This window comes from Deinococcus radiophilus (assembly GCF_020889625.1).
Lineage (GTDB): Bacteria > Deinococcota > Deinococci > Deinococcales > Deinococcaceae > Deinococcus > Deinococcus radiophilus.
This window is the reverse complement of the sequence record NZ_CP086382.1, coordinates 129,343-142,829: the sequence shown is the minus strand read 5'-3', so window position 1 is coordinate 142,829 and position 13,487 is coordinate 129,343. Positions and strand designations below refer to the sequence as shown.

Sequence of the window (13,487 nt, the reverse complement as noted above, 5' to 3'; positions counted from 1 at the left end):
TTGATTCTCCAGAAATGTTCAGATCAGACCGGAGAAAGGACGCCCTGACCGATCAAGACCCACAGCAGCAAACCCAGCGCGACACGGTAGATCACAAACGGCAAGAAGCTGTTTTTGCTGATGTAGCGCAGCAGCCAAGCAATGGCGGCGTAGCCGGTCACGAAGGCCAGCGCCGTAGCCAATAGGGTGGCCCCCCAGCCAGGGCCGTCCCCACCAAACGCATCCGGCAATTTGAACAAGCCTGAGAGCACCACTGCCGGAATGGCCAGCAAAAAGGCAAAGCGGGTCGCAGCCACCCGGTCATAGCCCAGCAACAGACCACCGCTGATGGTGGCCCCGGAGCGCGACACACCGGGGATCAGCGCCAGCGCCTGTGCGAAGCCCAGGGTAATGGCATCGCGCAGGGTCATGTCCTCGGTCTGTTTGCGGGCGTTGCCCATACGCTCAGCGACCAGCAGGCCCAGGCCGATCACGATCAGCATGGTGGCCGTCACGCGCAGGTCGCGGAACGACGACTCGATCAGGTCTTCTAGCAGCAGGCCCAGCACCCCAATCGGAACAGTGCCCAGCGCGACATACCAGGCCAGCCGTGCATCCGGGTCGGTGCTGCGTAGGAAGGTACGCTCCCGCAGCGAGGTCCACCAGGCCCGCGCCATGCGAATCAGGTCATGCCGGAAATAAATCAGCACGGCCGCCTCGGTGCCGATCTGGGTCACAGCGGTAAAGGCCGCACCGGGGTCATCCCAGCCCAGCAACGCCGGGACGACGCGCAGGTGGGCACTGCTGGATACGGGCAAGAATTCGGTCAGGCCCTGGACAATCCCCAGAACCGAAGCCTGAAAAATATTCATTGAAGCTCCTGCAGTGGACGCAGCCGCACCCGGATCACTTTGAGACCCTGGACCTCTTCAGCCGTCAGGTCATGCCCAGCCCAGTGAATGGTGGTGCCGGTTTCGGGCACGGTACCCAGCTCGGCCAGGAACAAACCCGCCACTGTGGTCACATCTTCGTGGTCAAGCGCCAGACCGTAGTCTTCACGCAGTTCCGAGAGGGTCACTTCGCCGTCCAGCGTCAGCGAGCCGTCCTCGTTGGCGGTAATCCAGGGCAGTTCTTCGGCCCTTTCTTCCTCAATCACATCACTGATCAGATCGTCCATGGTCACGAAGCCTAGGGTACCTCCGAACTCGTCGACCACCAGCGCCGCATGAACCCGCTCACGCTTGAACATGCTGAGCAGTTCCTCCGCTGTGGCCGTGGCCGAGACGCTGGGCAGAGGCCGGGCCAGTTGGGCCAGACCCAGACGGCGGCCATCCACGCGGGCCCGCATGTAATCTTTAATGTGCAGTACGCCGACCACATCGTCCAGCGTACCCCGGTACACCGGGTAACGGCTACGCGGTGAGGCGGCGATGCGTTCCATCACTTCAGCGTCGGTGGCGTCCGCGCTCAGGCCTTCCATGCGGCTGCGCGAGGTCATCAGCTCCTCGGCCTCACGGTCTTCCAGTTCGAAGATGTTGGTGATCAGGCTCTGCTGCACGCTGCCCAGCTGACCACTGGCCGCCACTTCCTCGGTGACGATGGCCAGCTCCTTGGAGTTGTACAGCATGGCTTCCTTGCCGGGATCTTTGATGCCCAGCAGACGCATCATGCCCAGGGCCAGCCAGTTGAGCACTGCCACGGCCGGGCGGAAAATCAGCGAGAAGACCCGCATCAGCGGGTTGATCCGCACGCTGACCGCTTCAGGGGTTTGCAGGGCCAGCGCCTTGGGAATCATCTCGCCGAACACCACATGCATATAGGTAATAAAGCTCAGGGCCACGATAAAGCCTGCCGTGTGGGCGGCTTCATAGGGCAGCCCCCAGCTTTCGAACGGGCCATACAACCAGCGGGCCACCGCCGGTTCGCCGTACATCCCCAGCCCGATAGACGCCAGGGTGATGCCCAGCTGGGCCACGGCGATGTAGCGGTCCTTGCCGGTGGGGTGATCGAAGACCCCCAGCAACCAGCGGGCCGCCCCGCTGCCGCCCTCGGCCAGCGACTGCAGGCGGCTGCGGCGTGCACCGACCAGCGCAAATTCGGCCGCCACGAACAGACCGTTGAGCAGCACCAGCAACAGAATCACCAGCATCGGAATCAAATATTCGGTCATGCTTCGCCTCCGGGGAGCATCAGACCGACCCGGCGCACCGAGCGGCGGTCCATGCTCTCCACCCGCAGCACCAGTCCGCTTTCGAACTGCACTTCATCCCCGATCACCGGCAGGCGGCCCAGTTCCTGCCACATCAGGCCGCTCACCGTATCCACCTCGTCTTCGGCCAGGTTCAGGTCAAAGCGGTCATTGAGGGCTTCCAGCAAGACATCACCGCGCACCGAAACGGCCTGTCCCTGCTGCACGATGGGGTCTTCTTCCTGGTCGAACTCGTCTTGCAGCTCTCCGAAAATCTCTTCCAGGGCGTCTTCAAGGGTGACCATTCCAGCCACTGAGCCGTATTCGTTCACGATCATGGCGCTATGACGCCCAGCCTCACGCAGGGTCTGCCACAGGTCCGGCACCGTCATCAGCTCTGAGACGATCAGCGGCTTTTGCATCACCTGGCCCACCAGCGCTTCAGGATTCTGAGCCGCCGCCAGAAACAGATGCCGCAGGTGCACGATGCCGACCAGTTCGTCGGGACCCTCACCCATCACCGGAAAGCGTGAGTAAGCGCTGCCGGTCAACTGCGGCAGAATATCGCGGGCCCGGGCCTGCGCCGGAATAGTCACCAGCCGGGTACGGGGAGTCATGATCGCGCGCACCACCCGCTGTTCCACATTCAACACACCCGCCAGCATGTCCCGCTCGGCAACGTCAATCAGGCTCCCGGCGGCACTTTCGCGGTACAACCCTTCCAGCTCCTCAGGCGAATGGACATGGGCGTGGCTATGCTCGGAGTGCAGCCCCCAGCGGCGCAGCAGCGCAAACGCCGAACCGTTGAACAGCCGAATGAGGGGAGTAAAGAGCCACAGGCTGAACTGCATGGGCGCCAGCGTGGCGATGGCCAGCCGCTCGGGGTACCGCAGCGCCACCGTCTTGGGCAGCAGTTCGCCCAGTACGACCTGCAACACCGTGATGAAGGCCAGCACGATCAGGACGGCGACCGCTTGCCCCGCCGCACCGAAATACGGCGTAAGCAGCGGAGTCAGTTGAGACTGACCAAAAGAACCTGCCAGCAGGCTGCTGAGGGTAATGCCAACCTGGCAGGCCGCCACATAATTGTCCAGCTTGCGGGGGTCCTTGAGAATCTCCAGCAGACCGGCCGCGCCCCTGTTCCCGGCGTCGGCCAACTCCTGCACCCGTGAGCGGCGTGAGCCCACCGTAGCGAACTCAGCCGCTACGTACAGGGCATTGACCGCCACCATCACCAGGAGCACCAGGACTGGAACAGCGGCGTTCAAAAGACACCCCGAGCAGGTGCAGCTAAATTGTCACAAGTCCCCGGAGGGTCAGCGTCGTCGCACGGCGGCATATCGCATGTGAGTGTAGCGCGTCTCACGCCCCGAGGATGAGAGCGAATTGGGCGGAGCTTGGGCCGGGCCCCTGAAGAGTATGAGCACGCCCATCCAAGCCACGGCAGATCACTTAAAATAGATTTATGGATTTCGATAAGTCTGCCGAGCTGTTCAAGGCGCTGGGTGATCCAGGCCGCCTGAAGATTCTGGCCCTGCTGCAGTGTCCACCGGCCAGCGACTGCGCCCAAGCCCAGGCTGTATGTGCCTGCGACCTGACGGGCTACACGGGCCTGTCGCAGCCTACTGTCAGCCATCACATGCGGCTGCTGGTGCAGGCTGGGCTGGTCACCAACACCAAGCGGGGACGCTGGACCGAGTACGCCCTGAATCCTGAGGGTTTTGCTCAGGCGCGGGGGCTGCTCGCCGCCTTGCAAGTGGCCGATCAGCCGCCCGCCCCTATTCAATGATGTCGTCCGAAAACGTAGGTGAGACGCTGTGTACTCAGGGGGAAACCACCACGGTTGAAGGTCCTATGAAGTGACTGCGGAGCGCCACGGAGATGGCCGAGAGAACACGCCCAGACCAGGGGCAAAGATGACTGTGCTCAGGAGAAACCCTGAGCCCTGCGGAACGAGGGCCGGGGCCTGGCAACGCCACCTGGGTGAGCGCCCTGCACGGCACCGCAAGGCTGGGATGGCCCCGACTGTCAGCGTGACTGAAGCGCTGACCCTCACTGGTCAGATGCCGCTGATCACTGCGCTAGTGGCTTCTACGGTAGGGGCTTCTGCGGTCTGCGAACGGCGCTGCCACTGGGCGGTCCAGTCCAGGGCCGAGCGCAGGGCGTCTTCAGTGCTGAGCTGCGGCGACCAGTCCAGCCATTCCCGCGCCCGCGTGATGTCGGCGTAGGCCCCGGCCACGTCCCCTGGGCGCCGGGGGCCTTCCTCGACCTGCAGGGCGCGGGGCGCCACCGCCTGAAAAGCCTGTACCAATTCGCGGACTGTCTGACCCTGGCCGGTGCCCACATTGATAATCAGCAGGCCGGACGGCTGACCCTGCGCCTGCGCGGCCTGCTCGAAGGCCGTCTCGAAACCTTCCAGCGCGCGGACATGGGCCTGGGCCAGGTCCCAGACATGGATGTAGTCCCGCAGACCCGTGCCGTCACGGGTGGCGTAATCGGTCCCGGTGATCCGGAATTCGGTGTCCCGGTTCATGGCACTCAACATCCGCCCCAGCAAGTTGGCCGGGTCTTCGAGGTAAGGGCCACTGCGCCGCGCCGGGTCCGCGCCGATCGGGTTGAAGTACCGCAGGGCGATGCCCCGGAGTGGCTCACCGTTTGCCTGAGCGGCGGCGCAGAGGTCCGCCAACATCTGCTCGGTCATCAACTTGCTGCGGGCATAGGGACTGGACGGGGCCAGGGGGCTGTCTTCAGTGACGCGTTCATCATCAGGAGTTGCGTACAGGCTGGCACTGGAACTGAAAATCACGCGGGACTGGCCCAGTTCCCGCAAGGCAGCAAACAGGTTGAGGCTGGCCACCACATTCTCGCGGTAGTACAGCTCCGGCTGCGCCACCGACTCGGGGACCACGATCCGGGCTGCGAAATGCAGGGTTGCGCTGATGTCTGGATGATCGCTGAAGATCTGATGAAGCAAGGCGCGGTCGCCCACGTCGCCGCGGTAAAAAATGCGTCCCTGTGTAAATTCTTCGCGTCCCAATACCAGTGAATCCAGCACCACCGGCTGGTGACCGGCGTCTTCCAACGCCGCGCAGGTCGTGCTCCCGATATATCCCGCCCCTCCCGTGACCAAGACCTTCATGACTGTGAATATAATCGGCAGAGCATGGACTTTCTGACGTTGGGCATGAAGGATCCTTTCAGGCTTGCAGCACTGGAACGATCGGCGCTGGTGCCTGCACCCTCACCCAGGGAGATTCAGGTATGACCCAGTCTGCTCTCCCACTCGACACTGGCCATGCACAGGATCTGGACCTTGCGGCATTGGCACGTTTGCTGCGCGGCGCTTGGCTGCCTATTCTGCTGACCGCCAGCGCCCTGAGCACCGCCGCTTATTTTTATGCCGACGCCCGCCCGGACGTATACCGGACCTCGGCTGGCCTGGCCGCCCTTCCGGCGACTTCGGGCAATGCCCTGATCAGTAACTCGCTGGTCACTGCCCCGGCATTGCCACCGCAGGTGGTCGACCGGGCACTACGGAGTCCTGAGGTGACGGAAGCGGCCTTCAAAGCTCTGGAAGACAAAGGACTGGACCCAGCCCAGCGCCAGGCCGTGGTGGACGCGGTGCAGGCCGAGTGGCGCTCTGGTCAGTACCAAACGGTCACCCTGAGCGCCAACGTGGACCAGAATCTGGTGGGCAGCTATGAAGTGACGGCCCAGGCAGGAAGTCCCGAAGCGGCGCAGGCCACCGCGAACGCCTTTGCACGCGCACTCTTGGAGTGGGACCGCCAACGCGCCCTGAATGGTGTAGAGCGGGCGTACAGCAATCTCACCACTCGCCTGGACGTGCTTGACGGTGCCCCGGTAGTCGGCGGTGAGGCGGTCGATTCCGCTACGGCCAATCAGATGCGCTCTGAGGTGGTCCAGTCCTTGCAGCAAGTCGAGGTGCTGCGGGAAACCGTCAGCGGAACCCTGTCCCTGATTGCCGGCGCGGTCCTGCCCAACGAGCCAGTGGCGCCTAAGCCCCTAAGAGACGCCCTGCTGGTGTTCGGGGCCACTGTCTTTGCCGGGCTGCTGCTGGCTCTGGCCCGTGACCGCCTGGTGAAGCGGGTTCAGGACACCGAGTCGCTGCGGAGCCTGGGCCTCCCCATTCTGGGGCTCCTGCCCCCAGTGAACCTGCGCCGTTCCGATCCTGCGGGAATTTCCAGTTTTCTGAGGCATGGCAGCTTCCGGGAGGGGCTAGAATTCGTGCGCTTGGGCGTGACGACTGCCTTGGACGATCTCAGCGGCTCGGCTACGCCGCGCGCCCCGTTAATCGCGATCTCCAGTGCCGATATGGACGAGGGCAAGAGCGTGATTACCTCTGGCCTGGCGGCCACCTTCGCCCTGCGGGGCATGCGAGTGCTGGTGGTTGATGCCGACATCTTCCGGCACCGCCAGCGCCAGCTGCTGGCCCCAGAGGGACAGCCGCTTCAGATCATTCCATTGGACGACACCGAACTGTGGGTTTCCGTGCAGTACCAGACCGACCTGTTGAACCTGCGCCGGGGACACCTCAACCCCGAGGCCCTGCTGCAAAGCATTGAAGGTTTACGCCAGAATTACGACATCGTCCTGATCGATACCCCGCCCATCCTGAAAGTGGCCGATACCCTGGCGCTGGCGCGGCGGGTGGACGGTTTGGTGCTGGTGGCAGCCGTCGGCATGCCGCAGGCCCAGGTAGAGCGGGTGGTGGCCGAAACTTCACGCCTGGGCATCCGTCCGCTGGGCTTGATCCTGAACCGCTACCGGGGCGGTGGCATCACCGATCCTTACGGCTATGGTCCTTCCCCTGCCCTGACCCTGGAGCAAGGAGGCAATTATGGTCATGCCCGGAACTGAGCACCACACCGGGATGTCGACTCAGGTGAGCGCACTGCTGGACTACCATCTGAGACTGTCCCGCGTACTGGCGGCCCTGCACCCAGGCCACCCGCTCAGTGCGGCGCGGCTGGCCTACGGTCTGGGTGAGGCCGAATTGGCCCGCGCCCTGCTGGCCCGTAGCGGCAGTCTGCTGGACAGCGGTGAGGCCCGCCGTGAGCTGAAAGTGCCTCCGGCCGCCGAGTTGCTGGCCCAGGCGCAAGCAGCGCGCCACACCTTGCCCACACCGCCTCAGGCACACCTGAGTGATACCCAGCAAGAAATGTACATCCGTGTGCTGGCCGGACTGCTGGTCTCAGACGCGCAACAGGTGCAATCCTTCTTAGAGCGGCCCGCTGCCCCTCTGAGCGGTACTGACCCAGGACTCTGGCGACTTCCGGCTCTGCCCGAACAGCAGCGCTGGCCTGCCGGTCTGGCCCTGGCGGACCAGCAACCGGTTCATTGGGTAACCGCCTCCTGGGGCGGACGCTGGGGCCTGCGCGAACTGTTCCGCACCCAGGGGCAGGGAGGCGCTGCCGAGCTGGGATCACTTGAGGCGCTTACGACCACCCTGAGCGCCCATCTGTCGTGGGACCTGCCTGCACTGCCGGCTCTGCTGACCCGTCCCCTGCTGCTGGAAGGCCTGGAAACACTCTCCCCAGGACGCCGGGGCGCTGTCACTGCACTGCTGGCTGATGCGGCGACACTGTTCGGCTGGACCGTTATCCTGCTCCCGGCCTATGAGACGGTCTGGTCAGGCCTCTTCCGGCCCCTGCCCTTGCCCAGTGGCCTGCCCCTGCCCAGTGGCGCGGCGATGTCAGCCGTGGCCCACGCCCCGGCCGACCTACAAATCACTCCTCCTGGCCCTCCCATGTTCTTGGCTGAGCTGGCCGCGCAGCTGAGAATCCTGCCAGGACGCCATCTGGTGATGCTGCATTCACGGGCCAGTGCCGGACGCCTGGCCGGGATGGTGCCCGGCAGTCTGCTGCTGTCCAGCAGTCTGTGCCGCGCTCATCTGGCACAGCGCATGACCGAGATCGCCGCGCACCCGGCGCAGGGCCTGACCGTGATCGCCACCACCCTCCCTGCCACCCCCATGGGCCTGTTTGACCGGGTCTACCATCTGCTGGCCCCACTGCCCCACCTGGCAGAAGCCGCTGCGCTGAGCCGCAGTCCACTGCAACTGATCCAGCTGCATGATGTGGCGGTCCCGCCCGCCTGGGCACAGGCCACGCAGTTGACCATGGACCTCCTCAGCCAGGGTCAGTCGCCCAGTGACCCACAGGTTCAGCGCCACTACGCCGAGCAGCTGCAGGCCGCCATACCGCAGCGCAACCGTAGCTTGCCCTCGCAGCAGCTGCGCTCGCAGCAGCAATACGCCTCTCTCGCCAGTGAACTGGCCGCCCAGCGTGGTTCCGCAGTTCCAGTCCTGATTGCTCTCGATGCTGAGGGACAGCAGGTCATCGAGACCTACCGGGAACGCAGCTGGCTGTCCAGCCGTGACCTGCGTTACGCCGCCTGGATCACCTCCAACGAGGCCCAGCAAGCACTGCGCAGCGGCGAAGCCAAACAGACCGGCTCGGGCTGGGCACTGGTCTGGCAGGGCCGCTACGACCCGAATTATGGCCTGGCCTGGCCCTACGTAGAGCAGGCCTTGGCGGCCAATGACGAGCACGAATAGCTGCCGACCCGCGCAAATATAAATCTCCCCCTAATGCCCTGAACCTTGCTGGGCACACAAGATCGTCTTATACTGCAAAGTGAACTGCTTTATAAATCAAAGCAGATCGTCCGTGCTGGCCCTCACAGATCAGCATTTCCCTCTCGCCCGCTTTCCTTTTTAGGAGAAACTCCATGGCAGACCTCAAAATCATCGGCATTTCCGGCAGTCTCCGCAAGAACTCGTACAATACGGCCCTGATCCGTGCCGCGCAGGAACTTACGCCTGAGGGCACCACCTTCGAGATCGTAGAAATCGGTGAGCTGCCTCTGTTCAACGAAGATCATGAACAGGATCCCCCTCAGGTGGTCAAGGACCTGAAAGCCAAAATTGAGGCTGCCGACGCCGTGGTATTCGCCACGCCGGAATACAACTACACCATTCCGGGTGTCCTAAAAAACGCCATCGACTGGGCTTCACGTCCTTATGGGAACAACTCCTGGGCGGGCAAAACTGCCGCTGTCATGGGAGCCAGCATCGGCGGAATCGCCACGGCCCGCGCCCAATATGACCTGCGCAAGACCTTCGTGTTCCTGAACGTGCATGACGTCAAACAGCCGGAAGTGATGGTGGCACAGGCCCAGAACAGCTTTGATGAGCAGGGCAACCTGACCAATGAGGACACCAAGAAGTTCATCCGTCAGCAGTTGGAAGCGCTGGTCGAACTGACCCGCAAGTTGCAGGGCTGAGGTCGGTCCTGCACCGCAAGAGCAAGATCAGGTCACGCCTGCTCCTGCTGCAGAAGCCATCCCAGCTCCGTCCAGGATGGCTTTTTTATGGCCCAGCCACTAGAGGTCATCCGGAACATGGGACTTGGGACCTAGCGGCCTCCGTGTCTACTCGCCCTGCTCGCATAAAAGAGTGGAGGTGGCCGCATCTCCATTCTTTTCCGGACCGGCTCTAGTCAAGCAATTTGTCCGGCGTGAACGGCAGCTGGCGGAGCCTTTTCCCGGTGGCGTTATAAATCGCGTTGCCAATGGCGGCCGGCACACCTACGATTCCGATCTCGCCGATGCCCTTGGCACCAGTCGGGCCGAACATGGGATCAGGATGTTCGACCCAGCAGGCCTGCACATCAGGGGCGTCGGCATTGGCAGCGATGTGATAACCCGCAAAGTCGCTGTTGACGACATGCCCGAAGCGTGAATCCAGGTAACTTTCCTCGTGGAGCGCGGCGGAAATCCCCATGGTCATCCCCCCGATGAACTGCGAGTTGGCGGTGCGGGGGTTGATGATGCGGCCTGGGTCATACACACCCAGCATGCGGGTCACGCGCACTTCGCCGGTAACGGTACTGACCTTGACTTCAGCAAAATGGGCTCCGTAAGCGTCCATCACGTACTGCTTGGCCTCGTCGGGGTAGTGGGTACCGCCCTGTGCCTCGTCGCCTTCCTTGGGGTGTTCACCGTATTTGCTCCGGAAGTTCACAGCAGCCACCATCACCGCACTGCCCCAGTTGTAGGTGCCGGTAGAGCCGCCCGCCAGATAGGCCACCGGGAGATCAGTGTGTCCGATCTGAAGCGCGATATCTTCCTCGCCCACCTGCAGGGCGTCGGCGGCGATCTGGGTCAGGGTGGTCCAGGTACCGGTCCCCAGGTCAGCCGCAGCAATCGCCACGTGATACTTGCCTCCTTCAAACTTCACGCTGGCTTTGGTGGCCAAGGTCATCTGTTTGGGGTAGCTGGCGCTGGCCACCCCCATGCCGTACAGCCACTCGCCTTCCTGGCGGCTGCGCGGCGCGCTGCGTCGCTGATCCCACCCAAACAGCCTGGCTCCTTCACTGAAACACTCGTCCAAGTGATGACTGGAGTGGGGCTTGCCGCTTTCGGGGTCGGTGCTGGGCTTGTTACGCAACCGTAACTCGATGGGGTCCAGGCCCAACTTCACCGCCAGTTCGTCCATCGCCGTTTCCTGCGCGAACATCCCAGGGAACTCACCGGGCGCCCGCATGAAGGTGGCCGGGCCGATGTCGAGGGGCACCATCCGGGTGCTGGTCTCACGGTGGGGCGCGGCGTACAGATGCCGGGTGGCATTGACAGTCTGCTCAGCGAACTGCTTCAGGCGGCTGCTGCTCTGCTGCACGTCATGAGCAATGGCAGTCAGGGTACCGTCCGACTGCGCACCCAGCCGGAAACGTTGGTGGGTGGTCAAGCGGTGGCCCACCGAGCGGAACATCTGCTGACGGGTCAGCATGTACTTGACCGGGCGGCCCGGCAGCAGCTTGGCGGCCATGACCGCCAGCATCACCTGGGCGTGCGGAATGCCCTTGGAACCGAAGGCCCCGCCCACATACGGCGAATTGATTTCGATCTGCTGCGGCAACAATCCCAGCACCGGAGCCAGCATCAGCCGTTCGAAGGCCACCCCCTGCGAGGCATCGTGAATCAGCAGATGTGGCCGATCACCCAGCAGACCCAGCACCCTGTCCAGGCGTTCTTTGTCCCACTGGGCGATCACCGAGTGCATTTCCATCGGGTTGTGGTGCTCGTAGGGAGTGGTATAGATCTCGTCCACCACAGCGTCAGCCTCAGCTAGCCCCTGCTCCACATCGCCCTGACTGGAGTTGGACGGTATTCCGGTATTGATCCTTCTGGGATCGTAACGTTCAGGGTGATCGGGCCGGAAGTGCGTGTCGTGCGGCTCGGCACCGTATTCCACCCTCACCAGGCCAGCAGCGTGACGGGCGATCTCTGGCGTTTCGGCCACCACGGCACCGATGTACTCGCCGAAATAATGCACCTCGTTGTTCTGCAGGATGTACAACTCGTTGTCGGTCTTGGCAAACAGGTTCGGGGCGTTTTCGTGCGTCATGACTTCCAGCACGCCTGGCACAGCCAGGGCCGCGGCCACGTCGATGGATTTGATTTTGCCCTTGGCGATGGTGGAGGTCAGCGCAAACAGGTAGGCCGGGTTCTTGACAGGTTGTTCGTAGGCATAAGGGGCCGTTCCGGTGACTTTGAGCGGCCCGTCTTTACGTATCCGGTCTTGCCCGACACTGTTCGCTCTCGGCGCTTGCTTGGCAGTGGTCATGCGTTTCCCTCCCCGGCGCGGCGCTCGGCACTGCGGCCCTGTACCAGTTCTTCGAGCACCGATATCACCGTATTGCGCAGCATCGGCACCTTGAAAGCGTTCTCTTGGCCCACCCTGGCCCCAGCCAGCTCCGCTTCGGCGGCCGCCCGGAAATGCTCAGCGGTGGCCGGTTGGCCCGTCAAATAGGCCTCGGCCTGCTGCGCCCGCCAGGGCTTGTGGGCGCAGCCGCCGAACGCCAGGCGCACCTCCTTGACCTGCCCACCTTCAACTTGCAGAGTTGCCGCCACCGACACCAGCGCAAAAGCGTAGGAGGACCGCTCGCGTACCTTGCGGTATGTCGAACGGGCTGCCGTAGGCAGCGGCGGAATTTCGACGGCTGTAATCAGTTCTCCGGCCCTCAGGTTGGTATCGAGGTGTGGCGTCTCACCCGGCAGACGGTGAAACTCCGCAAAGGGAATCCGCCGTTCACCCTGCTGGCTTGCTGTGACGACCACAGCGTCCAGCGCCGCAAGCGGCACGCACATGTCGGATGGATGAACCGCCACGCAGGCGTCCGAGGTGCCAAAAATGGCGTTGTACTTCCCGTACCCTTCCCGGGCCGAACAGCCTGTCCCCGGCTCACGCTTGTTACAGGGAGTGGTGAGGTCCTGAAAGTACACGCAGCGGGTGCGCTGCAGCAGATTTCCGCCGGTGGTCGCCATGTTCCGCAGTTGGCCCGAAGCCCCGGCCAGCAATGCCTCCGATAGAAATGGATACTTCCGACGGATCAGCGGGTGGGCTGCCATGGCACTGTTTCTGACCAGGGCACCGACCCTGACCCCCCCGTCAGGCAATTCACTGATGTCGGTCAGATCCAGGCGCGACACGTCCACCAGTTGCTCCACCTCCCGAATCCCCAGCTTGAGATGATCCAGCAGATTGGTGCCCCCCGCCAGAAAGGCTCCCTGCGGCGCGATGGCGTCCAGTGCTCCCTGGACGCTGTGCGCCCGCTGATAGTCGAACAGCTTCATGGCGTCACCTTTTCTGGGACGGGCAGTGGCTGTGCCGCCTGCGCCGTTTGCGAGTCGGCCACTTCACGAATGGCCGCCACGATATTGACATAAGCCCCGCAGCGGCACAGATTTCCGCTCATCCGCTCGCGGATTTCACCGTCGGTCAGTTCAAAAGAGGCGTTGACGTCGGGGGTCACATGGCTGGGCATTCCCGCCTGGTACTCGTGCAACATGCCCACGGCCGAGCAGATCTGTCCTGGCGTGCAGTATCCGCACTGAAACCCATCGTGCTCCAAAAAGGCCTGCTGCATCTCGCCCAGCTCATCAACCGTGCCCAGTCCCTCGGCGGTTACGATGTCCGCGCCGTCGTAGGAGGCGGCCAGACACAGGCAAGACAGCACCCGGCGCTCACCGACCAAGACGGTGCAAGCTCCACACTGACCGTGGTCACAGCCTTTCTTGGGTGACATGATGCCCAGCTTGTCGCGGAGCGCATCGAGGACCGTGGTGCGGGGGTCGATCTGAAGGTCATACTCCTGACCATTGACAGTGAATTGAACAGGAACAGTCATGGTTGACTCCCTTGGGGTGAGATGGACTTGAGGCCGCTTCAGAACAACATACCTTGCAGGCGAGGCTTGCTTGCTGTCCGGCACGCCTCCTGGCAGAACGCCTACCGCTG

Annotated in this window: 11 protein-coding genes; 4 read left to right on the top strand and 7 right to left on the bottom strand. The window is 63.2% G+C overall.

Annotation, left to right across the window (positions count from 1 at the left end):
- Positions 1 to 23: 23 nt before the first annotated feature.
- Genes LMT64_RS12875 through LMT64_RS12865 form a run of 3 tightly spaced genes read right to left on the bottom strand, consistent with a single transcriptional unit; the run spans position 24 to position 3,435 of the window.
- Complete coding sequence (locus LMT64_RS12875) at positions 24 to 851, bottom strand: undecaprenyl-diphosphate phosphatase (RefSeq protein ID WP_126352738.1); 828 nt, start codon at positions 849 to 851, stop codon at positions 24 to 26.
- Positions 848 to 2,149, bottom strand: coding sequence for a hemolysin family protein (locus LMT64_RS12870; RefSeq protein ID WP_126352739.1), 1,302 nt, complete (start codon positions 2,147 to 2,149; stop codon positions 848 to 850). Before LMT64_RS12870 ends, LMT64_RS12875 begins: the two co-directional genes overlap by 4 nt.
- Positions 2,146 to 3,435: a hemolysin family protein gene (locus LMT64_RS12865; RefSeq protein WP_229253529.1), complete on the bottom strand. Its 1,290-nt coding sequence runs from the start codon at positions 3,433 to 3,435 to the stop codon at positions 2,146 to 2,148. The genes LMT64_RS12870 and LMT64_RS12865 overlap by 4 nt, the downstream gene beginning before the upstream one ends.
- A 197-nt stretch (positions 3,436 to 3,632) precedes the next feature.
- On the opposite strand from LMT64_RS12865, the gene LMT64_RS12860 reads away from it, so the two are divergent.
- A complete protein-coding gene (locus LMT64_RS12860) occupies positions 3,633 to 3,956 on the top strand; it encodes an ArsR/SmtB family transcription factor (RefSeq protein ID WP_126352741.1) in 324 nt (107 codons plus the stop codon).
- A gap of 270 nt (positions 3,957 to 4,226) precedes the next feature.
- On the opposite strand, the gene galE is transcribed toward LMT64_RS12860, so the two are convergent.
- On the bottom strand, positions 4,227 to 5,306 hold the full coding sequence (gene galE / locus LMT64_RS12855; RefSeq protein WP_126352742.1) for a UDP-glucose 4-epimerase GalE: 1,080 nt from the start codon (positions 5,304 to 5,306) through the stop codon (positions 4,227 to 4,229).
- A gap of 122 nt (positions 5,307 to 5,428) precedes the next feature.
- On the opposite strand from galE, the gene LMT64_RS12850 reads away from it, so the two are divergent.
- The 3 genes from LMT64_RS12850 (at position 5,429) to LMT64_RS12840 (ending at position 9,472) form a co-directional block, all read left to right on the top strand.
- Complete coding sequence (locus tag LMT64_RS12850) at positions 5,429 to 7,045, top strand: tyrosine-protein kinase domain-containing protein (RefSeq protein WP_126352743.1); 1,617 nt, start codon at positions 5,429 to 5,431, stop codon at positions 7,043 to 7,045.
- Positions 7,032 to 8,744: a hypothetical protein gene (locus LMT64_RS12845; RefSeq protein ID WP_229253528.1), complete on the top strand. Its 1,713-nt coding sequence runs from the start codon at positions 7,032 to 7,034 to the stop codon at positions 8,742 to 8,744. The genes LMT64_RS12850 and LMT64_RS12845 overlap by 14 nt, the downstream gene beginning before the upstream one ends.
- Before the next feature lie 173 nt (positions 8,745 to 8,917).
- Positions 8,918 to 9,472 (top strand): NADPH-dependent FMN reductase, encoded by a 555-nt coding sequence (locus LMT64_RS12840; RefSeq protein ID WP_126352745.1) that lies wholly within the window; start codon positions 8,918 to 8,920, stop codon positions 9,470 to 9,472.
- A gap of 211 nt (positions 9,473 to 9,683) precedes the next feature.
- Here the strand turns inward: LMT64_RS12840 and LMT64_RS12835 are convergent, their stop codons facing one another.
- Genes LMT64_RS12835 through LMT64_RS12825 form a run of 3 tightly spaced genes read right to left on the bottom strand, consistent with a single transcriptional unit; the run spans position 9,684 to position 13,377 of the window.
- On the bottom strand, positions 9,684 to 11,813 hold the full coding sequence (locus tag LMT64_RS12835) for a xanthine dehydrogenase family protein molybdopterin-binding subunit (RefSeq protein ID WP_126352746.1): 2,130 nt from the start codon (positions 11,811 to 11,813) through the stop codon (positions 9,684 to 9,686).
- Entirely contained in the window at positions 11,810 to 12,823 is a 1,014-nt protein-coding gene (locus LMT64_RS12830) for an FAD binding domain-containing protein (protein WP_126352747.1), read from the bottom strand. The genes LMT64_RS12835 and LMT64_RS12830 overlap by 4 nt, the downstream gene beginning before the upstream one ends.
- Positions 12,820 to 13,377, bottom strand: a complete 558-nt coding sequence (locus LMT64_RS12825; protein ID WP_126352748.1) for a 2Fe-2S iron-sulfur cluster-binding protein — start codon at positions 13,375 to 13,377, stop codon at positions 12,820 to 12,822. The genes LMT64_RS12830 and LMT64_RS12825 overlap by 4 nt, the downstream gene beginning before the upstream one ends.
- Positions 13,378 to 13,487: the final 110 nt, after the last annotated feature.